Origin of the sequence: Rhodococcus sp. IEGM 1354 (assembly GCF_030056855.1) — a bacterium.
In the GTDB taxonomy this organism is placed as follows: Bacteria; Actinomycetota; Actinomycetes; order Mycobacteriales; family Mycobacteriaceae; genus Rhodococcoides.
This window is the reverse complement of the sequence record NZ_JASHKT010000012.1, coordinates 96,335-111,652: the sequence shown is the minus strand read 5'-3', so window position 1 is coordinate 111,652 and position 15,318 is coordinate 96,335. Positions and strand designations below refer to the sequence as shown.

General features: G+C 64.3%; 15 protein-coding genes. 11 read left to right on the top strand and 4 right to left on the bottom strand.

Features of this window, described 5'->3' with window-relative positions:
* The first annotated feature begins 395 nt into the window (after positions 1-395).
* The 5 genes from QM588_RS22005 (at position 396) to QM588_RS21985 (ending at position 4,773) form a co-directional block, all read left to right on the top strand.
* Positions 396-758 carry a bifunctional 3-phenylpropionate/cinnamic acid dioxygenase ferredoxin subunit gene (locus QM588_RS22005; protein WP_027494739.1) on the top strand — a complete coding sequence of 121 codons (363 nt, stop codon included), beginning with the start codon at positions 396-398 and terminating at the stop codon, positions 756-758.
* Complete coding sequence (locus QM588_RS22000) at positions 755-1,918, top strand: NAD(P)/FAD-dependent oxidoreductase (RefSeq protein WP_283316529.1); 1,164 nt, start codon at positions 755-757, stop codon at positions 1,916-1,918. Before QM588_RS22005 ends, QM588_RS22000 begins: the two co-directional genes overlap by 4 nt.
* 95 nt (positions 1,919-2,013) lie before the next feature.
* Positions 2,014-3,165: an aromatic ring-hydroxylating oxygenase subunit alpha gene (locus tag QM588_RS21995; protein WP_283316527.1), complete on the top strand. Its 1,152-nt coding sequence runs from the start codon at positions 2,014-2,016 to the stop codon at positions 3,163-3,165.
* Between the two features lie 42 nt (positions 3,166-3,207).
* Positions 3,208-3,900 (top strand): GntR family transcriptional regulator, encoded by a 693-nt coding sequence (locus QM588_RS21990; protein WP_283316526.1) that lies wholly within the window; start codon positions 3,208-3,210, stop codon positions 3,898-3,900.
* Between the two features lie 69 nt (positions 3,901-3,969).
* The gene (locus QM588_RS21985; RefSeq protein WP_283316523.1) at positions 3,970-4,773 is read left to right on the top strand and encodes an IclR family transcriptional regulator; all 804 of its coding nucleotides are present in this window, start codon (positions 3,970-3,972) and stop codon (positions 4,771-4,773) included.
* Here the strand turns inward: QM588_RS21985 and QM588_RS21980 are convergent.
* Positions 4,743-5,618 (bottom strand): bifunctional methylenetetrahydrofolate dehydrogenase/methenyltetrahydrofolate cyclohydrolase, encoded by an 876-nt coding sequence (locus QM588_RS21980; RefSeq protein WP_283316521.1) that lies wholly within the window; start codon positions 5,616-5,618, stop codon positions 4,743-4,745. The genes QM588_RS21985 and QM588_RS21980 overlap by 31 nt on opposite strands.
* Before the next feature lie 112 nt (positions 5,619-5,730).
* On the opposite strand from QM588_RS21980, the gene QM588_RS21975 reads away from it, so the two are divergent.
* Both QM588_RS21975 and QM588_RS21970 read left to right on the top strand, forming a co-directional pair.
* A complete protein-coding gene (locus QM588_RS21975; RefSeq protein ID WP_283316519.1) occupies positions 5,731-6,189 on the top strand; it encodes a hypothetical protein in 459 nt (152 codons plus the stop codon).
* Between the two features lie 213 nt (positions 6,190-6,402).
* Positions 6,403-6,678, top strand: a complete 276-nt coding sequence (locus QM588_RS21970; RefSeq protein WP_283316517.1) for a hypothetical protein — start codon at positions 6,403-6,405, stop codon at positions 6,676-6,678.
* A gap of 45 nt (positions 6,679-6,723) precedes the next feature.
* On the opposite strand, the gene QM588_RS21965 is transcribed toward QM588_RS21970, so the two are convergent.
* Entirely contained in the window at positions 6,724-8,214 is a 1,491-nt protein-coding gene (locus QM588_RS21965; RefSeq protein ID WP_283316516.1) for a class I adenylate-forming enzyme family protein, read from the bottom strand.
* 94 nt (positions 8,215-8,308) lie between these two features.
* On the opposite strand from QM588_RS21965, the gene QM588_RS21960 reads away from it, so the two are divergent.
* The 4 genes from QM588_RS21960 to QM588_RS21945 all read left to right on the top strand — a co-directional run bounded on the left by QM588_RS21960 (position 8,309) and on the right by QM588_RS21945 (position 13,847).
* Complete coding sequence (locus QM588_RS21960) at positions 8,309-9,592, top strand: PucR family transcriptional regulator (RefSeq protein ID WP_283316514.1); 1,284 nt, start codon at positions 8,309-8,311, stop codon at positions 9,590-9,592.
* Positions 9,593-9,789: 197 nt separating this feature from the next.
* Positions 9,790-11,637 (top strand): DUF3556 domain-containing protein, encoded by a 1,848-nt coding sequence (locus QM588_RS21955; RefSeq protein WP_283316512.1) that lies wholly within the window; start codon positions 9,790-9,792, stop codon positions 11,635-11,637.
* Positions 11,634-13,052: a phytoene desaturase family protein gene (locus QM588_RS21950; RefSeq protein WP_283316510.1), complete on the top strand. Its 1,419-nt coding sequence runs from the start codon at positions 11,634-11,636 to the stop codon at positions 13,050-13,052. Before QM588_RS21955 ends, QM588_RS21950 begins: the two co-directional genes overlap by 4 nt.
* Before the next feature lie 237 nt (positions 13,053-13,289).
* Positions 13,290-13,847: a hypothetical protein gene (locus tag QM588_RS21945; protein WP_283316508.1), complete on the top strand. Its 558-nt coding sequence runs from the start codon at positions 13,290-13,292 to the stop codon at positions 13,845-13,847.
* 102 nt (positions 13,848-13,949) lie between these two features.
* Here QM588_RS21945 and QM588_RS21940 read toward each other — a convergent pair whose 3' ends face one another.
* Both QM588_RS21940 and QM588_RS21935 read right to left on the bottom strand, forming a co-directional pair.
* Positions 13,950-14,543: a hypothetical protein gene (locus QM588_RS21940; RefSeq protein WP_283316506.1), complete on the bottom strand. Its 594-nt coding sequence runs from the start codon at positions 14,541-14,543 to the stop codon at positions 13,950-13,952.
* 61 nt (positions 14,544-14,604) lie between these two features.
* The gene (locus QM588_RS21935) at positions 14,605-15,252 is read right to left on the bottom strand and encodes a hypothetical protein (RefSeq protein ID WP_283316504.1); all 648 of its coding nucleotides are present in this window, start codon (positions 15,250-15,252) and stop codon (positions 14,605-14,607) included.
* Between the last annotated feature and the right edge of the window lie 66 nt (positions 15,253-15,318).

Below are 15,318 nucleotides of genomic sequence, written 5' to 3'. Positions count from 1 at the left end.
AGGGCACCGTGCTGCGTTCGGTGGTGGTCCTGTGAGCGGGCAGTTCCGAGTCCAGGAGGTCGTCAGGCTCGGCACCTCGAGCCCGTACGCTGCGGCTCGACATCGCTGATATATCAACGTGCCCGTCGGTAGCGTTTCGCTTCCTGATGCCCTCGACGTATTCCGACGTCGGGGGCATCATCGAGTCGAGCGGACACGGCACCGGCTCCGCATGTCATTGCACGGGCTAACCACCTGCTCAGCTGGCACGAAGCGTGATTTGTCCGATTCCGGTTACGTCGTGTTTCGCGTGTATGAAAAGTGCCGTCACCTATTGACACACTCTTGTGGCGATGTTCACACTGTTGTTGCGGGAAGTAAGACGTGTTCCGCATAGCGATACAGAAAGGATCCGAATGCTCAAGGTGTGTTCCTTGGCCGATCTCCCCGGCGGCGAAGCTCTGCGCGTCGACACCACCCCTCCCGTGGCGGTGTTCCACACCGAGGACGGTGAGCTGTTCGCGATCGATGACACCTGTACGCATCAGGACGCGTCGCTCGCCGACGGCTGGCTCGAGGGGTGCGCGGTCGAATGCCCGCTCCACGCATCCACCTTCGACCTGCGCACCGGAGCTGTCGACGCTCCGCCCGCCAAATTGCCGGTCCGTACGCATACCGTCGTCGTCGAGGACGGCGTCGTCTACGTCGAGCTGAGCACCGCGGCCCCCAATCTTCCGCCCGACGTTCGCAGCCGGTTGGCCGCCGAGGGACATTCGTGAAGAGCGTCACCATCGTCGGAGCCTCCCTGGCAGGCCTGTGCTCTGCGCGTGCACTGCGGGCGGCCGGATTCGACGGCTCGGTCACCATCGTCGGTGCCGAACACCACCGCCCCTACGACCGCCCTCCCCTGTCCAAGGAGTACCTCGCCGGCGACGTGGACATGAGCACTCTCGCCCTCGAACCCGACGACGAAGACCTCGATGCCACCTGGATTCTGGGCCGGACAGCCACCGCCCTCGATCCGTCGCGTCGCACGGTCACGCTCGACGACGGTGCCGAACTGACCTCCGACGGCGTCGTCCTCGCCACCGGCTCACGCGCGCGATCGCTTCCCGGTACCGATCACCTCGCCGGTGTGCACGTATTGCGGACGATCGACGACGCCGACCGGCTGCGTGCAGATCTCGCGCCCGGTGCACGTCTCGTCGTCATCGGTGCCGGCTTCATCGGAGCCGAAGTAGCCTCCACCGCAAGAAAACTCGGTCTGGACGTCACCGTCGTCGAAGCCGCCCCGTCACCGCTCGCCGGGCCACTCGGTGCACGACTGGGTAGCGCGGTGGGAAATCTGCACCGCGACAACGGCACCACGCTGATCTGCGGAACAGCCGTCGACGGCCTGGCCGGCACCGACCGAGTGACGGGCGTTCGTCTCGCGGACGGCCGACTGCTCGATGCCGACGTTGTGGTCGTCGGCATCGGCGGCATTCCGAACATCGACTGGCTCGACACCAGCGGCCTCGCACTGGGCAACGGAATCCTGTGCGACGGCGGCGGCGCGACTGCCGTGCCCGGAGTGGTCGCAGTCGGCGACTGCGCCGCATGGCTGGATTCGACCGGTGTCCACCGACGCGTCGAGCATTGGGCCGGGGCCTCCGAACGACCCACTGTCGCGGTGGCCACCCTGCTCTCGGGTAGTTACGGCGGCCAACACGTCAAACCTCCGTACTTCTGGTCCGACCAGTACGGGTCGCGTATTCAGTTCGCCGGCACCGCTGGACCGGACAGTGAATGCACCATCGAAGAGGGGTCGCCCGAACTCGGGAGCTTCCTCGCCGTGTATCGATCCGACGGACTCCCGGTCGGCGTACTCGGTGTCAACCAAGTTCGGTTGTTCACCCGCTGGCGCCGACAGCTCTCGGCTCCCGCTCGCGCGGTCTGAAACCACCCGGACCGCTGTTCCACCCGTCGTATTCCATTACCCCAGTTGACGTCTCGTCACCGATCCACAAGATCGGCCACGTACGGAGGACCGAAGTGACCACCATTCCCGACACCACGCCGCCCGCAACCTCCCTTCCCCTGCCCGAAAGTCTGATCTCCACCCTTCCCGGCCGGTATTACACCGATCCGGCCATCTTCGAGCTCGAGCAGGAGAAGATCTTCGAGGAGCTGTGGATCTGCGCGGTCCGTGCCGCTGACCTGGACAAGCCCGGCGCCTTCCGCACCGTGCAGATCGGCCGCGAAAGCGTCATCGTGACGCGCACCAGAACAGGGGCGATCAAGGCCTACCTGAACGTGTGCGCGCACCGCGGTGCGCGAATCTGCATGGAGGACAAGGGCGAAGTCAAGCGATCGTTCCAGTGTCCGTACCACGCGTGGACCTACGACCTCGACGGAAAGCTCATCGCAGCACCGAATCTCACCAAGATGCCCGACATCGACCGGGTTCGTTACGGCCTGTCACCGGTGTCGGTCGAGGAATGGCTCGGGTATGTCTGGGTCAATCTCAGCGACAATCCGGCCTCCTTCGACACCACTGTCGTGCAGGACATCCGCGATCGACTCGGCGACGTGGAGTCGATCGATCGCTACAAGATCGAAGACCTGGGCCTCGGCCGACGCGTGAGCTACGACGTCAAGGCCAACTGGAAGCTCATCATCGAGAACTTCATGGAGTGCTACCACTGCGCCACCATCCACCCCGAGCTGACCGAGGTACTTCCCGAATTCGCCGACGGTTACGCCGCCCAGTACTACGTGGGCCACGGAGCCGAATTCGGGGAATCCGTCAAGGGATTCACGCTCGACGGTTCCGAGGGACACGACTCCATTCCCGGAATCGCACCCGAACAGGACCGACGCTACTACGCCATCACCGTCCGGCCACAGGTGTTCGTCAACCTCGTCCCGGATCACGTGATCATCCACCGAATGTATCCACTTGCCCCCGATCACACTCTGGTGGAATGCGATTGGCTGTACTTGCCCGGTGTCGTCGCCTCGGGTCGGGACCTGCAGCACTCGGTGGAGTTGTTCCACCGCGTCAATCTGCAGGATTTCGAGGCGTGCGAACGCTGCCAGCCCGCCATGAGCTCACGCAAGTACCGCGACGGCGGAGTACTGGTGGGCAGCGAACACCACATCGGCATCTTCCACGACTGGCTGAAGAACCGCATCGAGGCCTGAACGCACGCTGCTCCGCACTCGGTGCCGATAGGATCGGTAACCATGAGTGTCGAGGTCACGTCGCCGGGCACCCCGGGTTCGTCGGGGGTGCCCGGCGAACCAGGAGCGACGATGGCGGACGTCGCCTACTCCGCTATCCGCGACAAACTGATCATGCTGACCATCAAGCCGGGTGAGGCCGTCGTCGAATCGGCCTTGTCCGCCGAGCTGGGCGTCGGACGCACGCCGGTACGGGAAGCTCTCAAACGGCTCGAGTACGAGCGCCTCGTCATCTCGCACGCCCGCCGTGGCACTTTCGCCACGGCCATCGACGTCGCCGATCTGGGCGACATCTCCGAAATCCGCCAGCGGCTCGAGCCACTGGCGGCCGCCAAGGCCGCCACTGCGGCCACCGCAACCCAACGCCAAGTTCTGTTGGGCATGGCCGACCGGACCGAAAAGTTCGAGGCGACGCCGCCGAGCCAACACGACCTGATCAACTGGGACGCCGAAGTGCATCGCACCGTCTACCGGCTGGCGGCGAACCCGGTTCTCGAAGACGCGTTGATCCGCTACAACAATCTCGCGACGCGAATCTTCTGGTTGTTCATGGATCGACTGCCCCCTCTCGCCGACCACGTGGGAACGCACACCGAGCTGCTGCGCGCCATCGCGGCCGGGGACGCCGAGAAGGCCGCGGCCATCGCTCGAGCACACGTGACCGAGTTCGACGACGCAGTCCGCGCCGTAATTTAGATCGCCGGCCGGGGCCACGCCCCGAGGGGCAACACCACGGCCCAGTGCCTGTTACGTATAGTCGCGGGGGTGGCCAGCGACGATTCGACACGTGCCCCCGAGGGTGGCGTCCAGTCCGTCGACCGCGCGTTTCGGGTGCTCGAGGTCGTGGCACGACTCGGAGAGGCGGGCGTGAGCGCCATCGCCACCGAGATCGGTGTGCACAAGTCCACGGTGTCACGCCTGCTGGCGTCGCTGGAAGAACACGACATGGTGATGCAGACGCACAATCGCGGCAAGTACCGGCTCAGCCTCGGAGTCCTCCGGCTCGCTGCGGCCGTGCCCGAGCGTCTGGAGATCACCGAATACGGCCATGCGGTGTGTGAACGCCTCGCCGGCAAGCTCGGCGAAACAGTGAATATCGCTGTGCTGCGGTCCAATACAGCGGTCCATCTGGACCAGGCCCGCGGGCCGAGTTCGGTGGGAACCCACAACTGGATCGGGGAGCAGACGCCGCTGCACGCCACCGCGAGCGGCAAGGTGTTGCTGGCTGCCCTCGACTCGGATACGCGTCAGGACGTCGTGGACGGACTCGACCTGCACCGATTCACCGAACACACGCTCACCACCAAAGCCGGTCTCACCGCCGAACTCGACGCTGCGGTATCCCTCGGATACGCCGTCGTCGTCGAAGAGTTCGAGACCGGACTCAACGCCATCGCCGCCCCGATTCTCGACTACACCGGCAAGACGACCGCCGCACTGAGCATCTCGGGACCGGTCTACCGCTTCGACGAAACGAGAATGCGGGCCATCGTCCCCGACGTGCTGGCCGCCGCCGCGGAGATCAGCGAGAAGATGGGCTACCGAGAGTCCTTCATCCCCTCGGCCTGAGCAGCCTCAGCACACTCCACCACGTTCGTCAGCAGCATCGCCCTGGTCATCGGCCCGACGCCGCCTGTCGCTCCACTGAGCCGCCCCGCAATGTGCTCGACGCCGGGGTGCACGTCGCCCAGTATTCCCTCGACGGTGCGGGTGATCCCCACCGACAACACCGTGGCTCCGGCACTGATCCAGTCAGGCTGAACCAGATGCGCAACGCCCGCCGCTGCGATGACCACGTCGGCGGCCCGAGTGTGCGCGGCGGTGTCCACCGTCGCCTCGTGGCACATGGTCACAGTTGCGTGTTCGCTGCGACGCGTCAGCATCAAGCCGAGCGGACGACCCACCGTGATTCCACATCCGATGATGCAGAAGCGAGCACCGGTGATCGGAACATCATGGTGGCGAAGCAGTTCCAATATCCCGCGTGGGGTGCAGGGCAGCGGCCCGTCCATGCCGAGTACGAGCCGCCCCAAATTGGTCGGGTGCAGCCCGTCGGCATCCTTGCGAGGATCGATCAGCTCGATCACCCGATGGGTGTCGATGTGCGAGGGCAGCGGCAACTGAACGATGAACCCGGTGCACTCGGGATCCTCGTTGAGAGCGTGCACGGCATCTTCGATCTCCTGCTGACTCGCGGACGCAGGCAGCCGAACCTGAATCGAATGCAGTCCCACCTCCGCGCAGTCGCGATGCTTCGCCGCGACATACGAACGGCTGCCCGGATCGTCGCCCACCAGAATCGTGCCCAGGCCGGGCCGAATCCCCTGCTGGCCGAGCCGTTCGACGCGGTATCGCAGATCGTCCTTGACGATTCCGCTGACCGCCGTTCCGTCGATCTTGAGCGCTGTGGTCATACTTTCGATTCCTCGGTTCGGCGTGCCGCTAGGTTCTGATATATCAACTGTCGGTCAGGATACGGCGAGTCGCAGCAACCGGTCAAGAGCCGCTGTATGGGAGGGTCGAGACATGGAGCCCCTGCAGCCGATGCGGCCGGTCGACGTGCGGTACGACGAGCGCGAGGCCGCACCTCGATGGAAGGTGTGGGGTGCGCGCATCGTCCTTGCAGCACTCGTTCTGACGGCGATTCTCGTCGAGGACGGACAGTCCTGGATGGTCGTCGCAGGGGTCTGTGCATCCGCCATCGGCGCGGCGCTCATCGTTGCGTCCACGCGACGAACAATGCGGGAGAACACGGGCCGACGGATTCCCTGGCTCGGTCGGCCGCCGGTCGAACCCCGTCGGGTAGACCTACTGGATACCTTTGGACTACCGATGGTCGTTTTCGGAATCGCAGTGGCCGCGAAGAGCGCATCCGTACCGTGGTTCTTTGCGTTGCCGGTCGTCTGTGTCGGCGCTGTCGGGGTGCCCCTGGCGGCGCAGGCATGGCACAACCACCGAGTCCGCAGAAGCACGCCCACCCCCTGACCACTCGGGTCAGGTGCGAGGCTCGACGGCGATTGCCCGACGGCACAGCGCATACAACTGGCCGCGACTCCCACCACGTGCCGGTGAAATCCGACCGACCGTCGCCGATGAAGAGGTGATCGAGTCTCTACTATGGAGGCGTCGTTGCCGGTCACCCGCAGAAGAACAGGTGGGGTGGTGCTGCCGCACTGCATGCGAGAAGGAGTGCCGGTGATGCGAAAGTCCCCTTCTCGATCGATGTTCCGCGACGGTGCCGGAAACCTGGCGTTGATTGCGGGCATCGTCGCAGTCGTCTGTGCGTTCGTGCCGTTCGTCGGAGACTTCGTGACCATCCCGGCCGGAGTGGTAGCGGTTGTCAGTGGCTGGATCGGTCTCGGCCGTGCAGTCGAGGGCGACGCGTCCAACGGTCGCGACGCGATGATCGGTGCGGCGCTCGGTGGCATCGGATTGTTTGTCGTGTTCCTGACCTACTTGGCGTCGTCCATGTGATCGCGGCCGTCCCGACCCGGTAGCGACGAAAAAGGCCGTATAGGACTACGCGCCGAGCTCCTTCTTAACGATCTTTCCGACGGAGTTCTTCGGTAGGGCGTCGTGGACGACTGTCCGAGTCGGTCGCTTGAACTTGGCCAGGCTCTGAGCGCAGTGCGCGTCCAGGTCGTCGACCGAGATCCTGCGACCGGCTCGTGCAACGACGTGCGCGACGGGCACCTCCCCGTAGACCGGATGCGCCTCGCCGACGACGGCCACTTCCAGCACGTCGGGATGGGATTGCAGGACGTGTTCGATTTCGCTCGGCGCGATGTTCTCGCCGCCGCGAATGATCATGTCCTTGAGTCGATCCACCAAGACGAGATAGCCGTCCTCGTCGAGGACTCCGATGTCGCCGGTGTGCAACCACCCCTCTCGAATGGTCTTCGCGGTCACGTCCGGCAGGCCCAGGTATCCCTGCATGATCGTCTCTCCACTGACCAACACTTCACCGGTCCGGCCGGGCAGAGAGCTCGGACCGTCGGGTGTATCGATCGCAATGTCGATACCGGGGAGCGCGATGCCGACGGTGCCCGGCTTTCGAATCCCGTTCGGCGGGTTGATCGTTGCCGCCACAGTGCATTCCGACAGGCCGTACCCTTCGACGACCGGCACGCCGAAGATCGATTCGAACGACGCGATCAGGCCGGCAGGCATGGGCGCTGCTCCACAGATGACGAATCGAAGCGACGAGATGTCGCGGTCGGTCGAGCCGCGGTCCGCCAACAGTGAGTACATGGTGGGCACTGCAGAGAAGTAGGTGGGCCGGACAGTCTCCACGTTGTCCCAGAACGTGTCCGGCGAAAAACGAGGCGCGACGTGCACACGACCGCCGGCTCGTAGCGGAGCAACTGTGCCGACGACGAGTCCGTTGCAGTGAAAGAGCGGAAGCACCAACAGGCTCGTATCGGCATCGGTCAATTCGCAGGCCGTCACGATGGCGGCGCTCATCCGGTCGACGTTGCGATGAGTCAGCACACAGCCTTTCGGCCGCCCCGTCGTTCCCGAGGTGTAGACGATCAAGGCCGGTGCCGAGCTGTCGACGGGCCCCGTTCCACGATGCGTGCCGTCGATCTGCGGCAACCGCGGACGATGGGCGCGGGAATCCACGTTGATGAACGAAATACCCTGTGCGCGTCCGAGAGTGCAGGCTCGCTCGCTACCGACGAGCACGCGGGCGGTCGAGTCCTCGAGTTGATAGCGCACCTCGTCGTCGGTGAGCGCGGGATTGACGGGAGTCAACGTTGCTCCCAGCACCCATGCCGCGAACATCGTGGTGATGATGTCGATGCGATTCGGAAGCAAGACTGCAACCACATCACCCGCTCCCACCCCCGCGTCGATGAGTTCGGCGGCAACCGAGTCGACGTCGAGCCCGAACTCGGCATTGCTCAACCGAGTGGAGTCGTCGGACAGACACGCGCCGTCCGGATCGTTGTCGATGCGGCGGTACATGGCCTGCAGAACCGGCGAGGAGGCGTCGAGAATTGGTTGCATGTGACGTAGGTTACGGTCTGCCTGTTTGAAAGACTTCGGTCCAGCAGCACAAAAACCGCGGATTATTTGTAGCCCGAAAAGTAAAGGAACACCCGTGCCGACACCTGCCGACATCTCGCCTACCTCCGCCGAGGCGGTGCGCACTCACGTGGCCGCGGTTGCCGCGCACCTCAATGCCCGGCTGGCAGATGTGGTGGCGCAGATGCGCACGACACTCGCGTCGCGCATCACGGAACTGAACAACGAACCGTCGTTGATCGAGCTGCTGGGATCGAGTATCGAGGGCAACGTCGACACGATTCTGCACGCCCTGCAGCACGACATCGGTGGTGCCGGATTCGAGCCGCCGGCGGCGGCCATCGAATACGCGCGCCGCCTGGCTCAGTGGGGCGTCCCGGTCAATGCCCTGGTTCGTGCCTATCGACTCGGCCAGCAATTTCTGCTCGATCGAGCGTTCGAGACCTCGATGTCGCTGCACGCGCCGGACCCGGTCCGGATGGAGGCGCACCGCGTGATCGTCGATTCGGTCTTCGACTACATCGACTGGATCTCGCAACGGGTGGTCGCGGTGTACGAGACCGAACGAGAGTCCTGGCTGGCGGATCGCGAGAATGCTCGACTCGATGCAGTACTCGATCTCCTGAACGGCAAGGGGTCGACGGACGTCGTCGAGCGAGTGACCGGGTACCGACTGCGCGGACGACACCTGGCCGTCGTGGCCTGGGTCGGCGAGTCCGCCGTTCGTGTCGACCGGATGCGCAGGTTCACCACCACCATTCGCGCTCTGGCGACGGACTTGGACAGTCCAGCCCCTCCCCTGGTGGTCGGACGCGACGGCGCAACCGCGTGGGGATGGATACAGATTCCATCGAACGACACAGATCTCGCCGTCGTTCTCGATCGCATCAACACTCGACCGCGGACCGAGGACGCACCCCTGTTGGCGGCCGGGGCCATCGGGCTCGACGCGGCCGGGTTCGTCACATCCCACCGGCAGGCTCAGCGCGCCCATCACGTGGCGGTTCTGGGTGGCCGAGGACGAACGATCGAACGCTACGACGACCCCGGGTTGGCCGTGGTGGACCTGTGCGCTCGCGACCCGTCGGCACTGCAGGCCTGGGTCCTGACCGTCCTGGGACCGCAGTTGGCCGCCGACACCACACATGCCGAACGATTGCGCACCACGTTGCGGGTCTACCTCGCATGCGAGCGGAGCCTCTCCGCCGCGGCTGCGGTGATGACGATGCACAAGAACTCGATTCGCTACCGCGTCGACAACGCCGAGAAGCTGCTCCCCCGGCCACTGTCCGACGACCGGCTCGCCGTCGAGGTTGCCCTCACCGCATGTCAGTGGCTCGGGGCTCGGATCCTCTCCTGAGAGTGCACTTTGTGTCGGCGTCACAAAGACGGAGGTGAGCCTCGGGTCGGCGAACCATTGGGACCGCCGATACCGACCCCGTAGCTTTCTGTGGTGCAGGACACAGTCCGATGGTTGCGTCACCGCGACCCGCGCCTCGCGCGACAGGGCCGACTCCTGCTCCTTCATCCTCAGCGCTCGCTACAGAAAGCTCACTCATGGGATTCAAGAACGGACAGTTTCCTCCTGTCGACCTCGAAACCTTCCTCGACCGGCCTCTGCTGGAACGAGTGAAAGCCCTTGCACTGCACTGGGTCGACTACGGCTTCGGCTCGCCGAAGGTCATCCCCACCACCTATGTCGTCAAGCTCCTGGTGCTCTACATCGGGATCGGTCTGACCCTGGCGACACTGACTTCCGGCGTCGGGATGCCGTGGGACGTCGGCACATGGTGGGACGACATGATCGTCTACCAGAAGTTGGTCTACTGGACGATGCTGCTCGAAACCGTCGGACTCGCCGGATCATGGGGACCGATCGCCGGCAAGTTCAAGCCGATGACAGGTGGAATCCTGTTCTGGGCGAAACCGGGAACCGTTCGGATGCCTCCCTGGCCGGGCAAGATGCCGTTCACCTCGGGTGACACCCGGACGCCGCTGGACGTCGCGCTGTATCTCGCGCTCCTGGTGAGTCTGTTCGTACCCGTCATCGCGCCCGGAACACCGCCCGGTGCATTTGCCTCGATCCTGCCCGAGGGCATCGGCAACCTCGTCGATCCACGCTGGGCGATCGCGCCGGTCTTGCTCACCATCGTTGTGGGCCTGCGTGACAAGACGATATTCATCGCTGCCCGCGCCGAGCAGTACGGTCCTGCGATAGTCCTGTTCGGTCTCGTAGGAATTCTCGGTGACAACGCCATCGTCGACCTCGTCGTCGGACTGAAACTGCTCATCTTCTCGGTGTGGGTCGGGGCCGGCATCTCGAAATTCGGTGCACATTTCGCCAACGTCGTTCCGCCCATGGTCTCGAACAGCCCCTGCATTCCCACTCGCTGGGCCAGGCGCAAGCACTACCGGAATTTTCCGGACGACATTCGCCCCTCGGCAACGGCCAAGTTGATCGCGCACGTATTGGGCACCACCGTCGAGATCGCAGTACCGGTCGTGTTGCTGCTCACCACCGACACGACCGTCGCACTCGTCGGAGCACTTCTCATGGTGGCATTCCACCTGTTCATCATCTCGACGTTCCCACTGGCCGTGCCGCTGGAGTGGAATCTGTTGTTCGCCTACGCAGCGGTGTTCCTCTTCGTCGGACATCCTGCAGGACAAGGCTTCTCGATATTCGACGCGTCTCCTTGGTTCGTGGTGTCAGCGCTGGTGTGCTTGTTCTTCTTCCCGGTTCTGGGCAACCTACGACCGGACCTCGTGGCCTTCACGCCCTCGATGCGCCAGTACGCCGGCAACTGGGCCTCCGGTCTGTGGGCGTTCGCACCGGGTGCCGAGGACAAGCTGGACCGAATCATCCGTCCCACCCGCAATCAGGTACGACAGCTCGAAGCAATGGGTTATCCGCCTGCCGTCGCCGAGATCACGATGCAGCAGACCATCGCATGGCGCTCGATGCACAGTCAGGGCCGCGGATTGTTCTCGCTCCTGATCCGCAACGTTCCCGATATCGACCGATGGACGGTGCGTGAAGGCGAGTTCGCCTGCAACTCGATTCTCGGCTTCAACTTCGGCGACGGCCACCTGCACGACGCCTCCCTCATCGCAGCAATTCAGCGACGCTGCAACTTCGAGCCGGGCGAGTTCGTGGTGGCATGGGTCGAATCGCAGCCCATCCATCGAAAGACGCAGTCGTACAAACTCATCGATGCCGCCCTCGGCGTCGTCGAAACCGGTACATGGAACGTCGACGACGCGGTGTCCGCCCAGCCGTGGCTACCCGACGGCCCCATCCCCATGTCGGTGACGTGGCGGCGTCGTGCAGACTCGACAACCGCTCGCCACTCGGCACCAGAGGCGTCGTCAGCGACGGCCGGTGCTGGAGAATCGACATCATGACACGATCCGCGACGATAGTGGGCAGCGGCCCGAACGGGCTTGCGGCTGCACTTGCTCTGGCACGCGACGGCATACACGTCACCGTGCTGGAGGCGGAGAGCGAGATCGGCGGCGGCACCCGTAGCCACCGGCCTTTCACCACCGTCGATCTGCTCGTCGATCACTGTGCCGGTTTTCATCCGATGGCGGTGGGTTCACCTGCTCTCACCGGTCTCGAGCAACACGGACTGACGTGGCGGTGGTCCGAGATCGATTGTGCTCATCCGCTTCTCGACGATGCGGCAGCGCTGCTCCATCGATCGATAAACGAGACTGCTGTGGGCCTGGGTGCGGACGGCAGACGATGGAAGGCACTGTTCGAGCAACCGTCGTCGGCGTACGACAGACTGTCCGCAGACCTACTCGGACCGGTCGTGCACCTGCCCCGACATCCACTGCTGCTGGCGAGATTCGGTGCGCCGACTGCTCTGCCCGCTGCGGTGTTGTCACGGGTGTTCGCCACGCCGCAGGCGCGGGCACTGTTCGTCGGAGCAGCGGCACACGCGATGCGGCCGTTGACCGAAGTGTTCTCCTCCGCCATCGGGGTGGGAATCCTGACCGCGGGACACCACAACGGATGGCCGGTGGCGGAGGGCGGAACCGCGGCGATCTCACGGGCGATGCACTCCGCGCTCATCGAACTCGGAGCAACCGTGCAGACCTCGACGCGGGTTGCCTCGCGAGCCGACCTGCCGTCGTCGGACATCACGATCTTCGACACGACGCCGTCCGTGGTGGCCGACGTACTCGGCCAGGAACTGACGGCACGTACACGTCGCTCCTACAACAGGTTTCGACACGGCCCGGCTGCGTTCAAGGTCGACCTCGCGGTGCGCGGTGGAGTCCCGTGGACCGACCCCCGGGTCGCGCAGGCCGGCACTGTGCACGTGGGAGGTAGCGCCGCGGACACCATCGCAGCCGAGGCGGCCGTTGCTGCAGGACGAATGCCCGATCGGCCGTTCGTCCTCGTCGGGCAGCAGTTCGTCGCAGATCCTCAACGCGCGGACGGAGACGTCGTACCGCTGTACGCATATGCCCATGTTCCCGCCGGCCTCGATCACGATGTCACCGACGTCGTGATCGACCGCATCGAACAGTTCGCACCGGGCCTGCGTTCGCGAATCGTGGAGACGGTCACCACGTCTCCGCAGAGCTTCGCCGAGGGAAACGCGAACTTCGTCGGCGGCGACATTCTGTGCGGTACGTCGTCACCGACACAATTGCTCCTCGGACCACGGCCCGGCCGAGACCCGTACCGCACGGGAACGCCGGGGTTCTATCTGTGCTCGGCGGCAGCTCCCCCCGGACCCGGTGCACACGGCATGGCGGGACTGAATGCAGCGCGACGAGCTCTGGATGACCTGATGAAGCGCTGACACACAGTGAGGAATCCGCATGATTCGACGGATCCGTACGACAGTGAATGCAGTCGAGGCCGGAGGGCGAGTCGGGCGCATCCGTGGCGTTTCGGTTCGAGTCGGCGTGGGGCCCAGGTGTGGAAACCGCTCACGCGGGTAACCGACAGATAAGGAGCCGTTCATGCGGCCGCCAAAACCTCTGTTATATCGCGTGTTTCGCGATCGGAGCAGCGCACACAACCGAAGGATCCGCAGATGTCCAACAGAAATACCGTCATCCGTTCGCTACACGATCTCGGTGCCGCCGCCTGGTTCGGCGGTTCGCTCATGGGTGCCGTCGGCGTGAACGGTGCTGCCACTGCGGTGCAGGATCCGCGTGATCGCGCACAGGTTGCCGCGGCAGGGTGGGCGAAGTGGGCTCCGGTCAACGCTGCGGCCATCGGTGCACATCTCATCGGCGGCGCAGGCATACTCATGGCCAACCGCGGTCGTGCTCGCCATCAGCAGGGTGTCACCGCCAACACCAACATCAAGATCGCCGTCACCGGGGTCGCCCTGGCCGCAACCGCGTACAGCGGTGTTCTCGGCGCGAAAACGACCAAGGCTCAGGGCCATTCGATCGATTCGGCAACCGAGCCGTCAGCAGGTACCCCTCGCGAGGCCGCCGCAGCACAGAAGCAACTGAAGTACCTCCAGAGGGCATTGCCGGTCCTGACCGGGACCCTCGTGGTGCTGGGTGCTCAGCAGGGTGAGCAGCAGAGGCCGACCGAAATCTTGTCGGGAATCGCAGGAAAGCTGGTCGCCCGTGCGTAGATACACGCGAATGTGCCCTACCCCGTCGCAGACATTGCGGCGGGGTCGGACTTGTTGGGGCAGTGCCGACACCGGCGTGCAAGGTACGGCGGTCAAGGGGGCCTAGGAATTCCAGCGAAGGCCGGGCGTCATCGCAATGTCGGTCACTTGCTGGACCGTCAACACAGGGTCGGCGGATACATCGACGATGCTGCCGTCGGTCCCGTACACCTCTACGCGACTGCCTCTTTCGGATGATTTCAGATCGACGACAGTGCCGTCACTCAGCGTCCGACGCTCATCGACGTAGCCGGCAAAACATGGACCGGCGGATTGGTCGGATGTCGACAGCCTCACGTCTAGGTCACCCACGGCTCCGCCCAGCGAGATTCGCCCATACGCAGAGGCCTGGAAGTCGAATGTCAGCGGTGGGAACATGGCATCGGGTTCTACCGTGGTCCCGGCGGGGAGGGCTCCAACCAAAGCGGCCGACTTGGCTGCTGCGTCGAACCCCACCGGGGCGGAATCCGGTCCGACAAAGGCGTAATTGATTCTCTGCATGTCCTCGGGCTGAACGACCTCCGCACAGCCGGGTATCGACACGGCGTCGGGTTGCGGATCGTGGAGAAGACCGGCGACTACGACGCCTGCGGCCACGGTGCCGAAGATCACCACCACTGTCGACCACACCGACTTCGGGTCACCTGGGCTTGCCATCCTGCCAGTGTCCACCGCCGACGACGACCCTCATCGTTCGGGTCACGCTGCGTCGCAGCCTTTACCGCTCGGACCGTTCGGCAAATGCTGACCCCACAGCTCCGACCACGAACACGGCTGCAGTCAGCACGATGTTTCGCCACAGACCGAAGCGGGGGTCGAGTGCCCACTCCCGCGGCACGAGATTCTCGACGTTGTAGAGGTTGGACACCAGACTCGCAGCGACGGCGACAACACCGACTGCCACCAGCAACCGTGACCGCAGACCGACACCCCACACCAGGACCGCTATCGATATCGCCAGTAAGGGCAACAGCCCTCGAATCGTCAGGTTGCCTACGTAGAACATCATTCCGTTCTGCATGAAAACCGTTGTTGCAATCGACAATCCCAGACTCGCGACCAGCCAAAGCCGTACGTGCATGGCGACGCCCGATCGTCGTTCGCTCCACCCGCAGCAGGCCGCGACGGCCCCGATACACACCGGCAGAGCGCACAGCCAGTACACATCAGCTGCTGGTTCTCCAAGGTGCGCACCGCCGAACCACGCCGGACCCGACACCGACTCACCGCCGACGACCGGTTGCAGAACGTAGAACGGTAACGCACCGACGAAGAGCAGCGAGATGAACAACAGCGGGATGAACAACGGCGAAGCCTGAGCATCGAACTCGCTCACGGCCGCCGTTCTGCCTGATCGATCGCTCACGTGCCCTCCTCGGCGAGACAAGCACACCTTACGTCCGGTTTGTTTTCAACGGGTGCGCTTTCGACC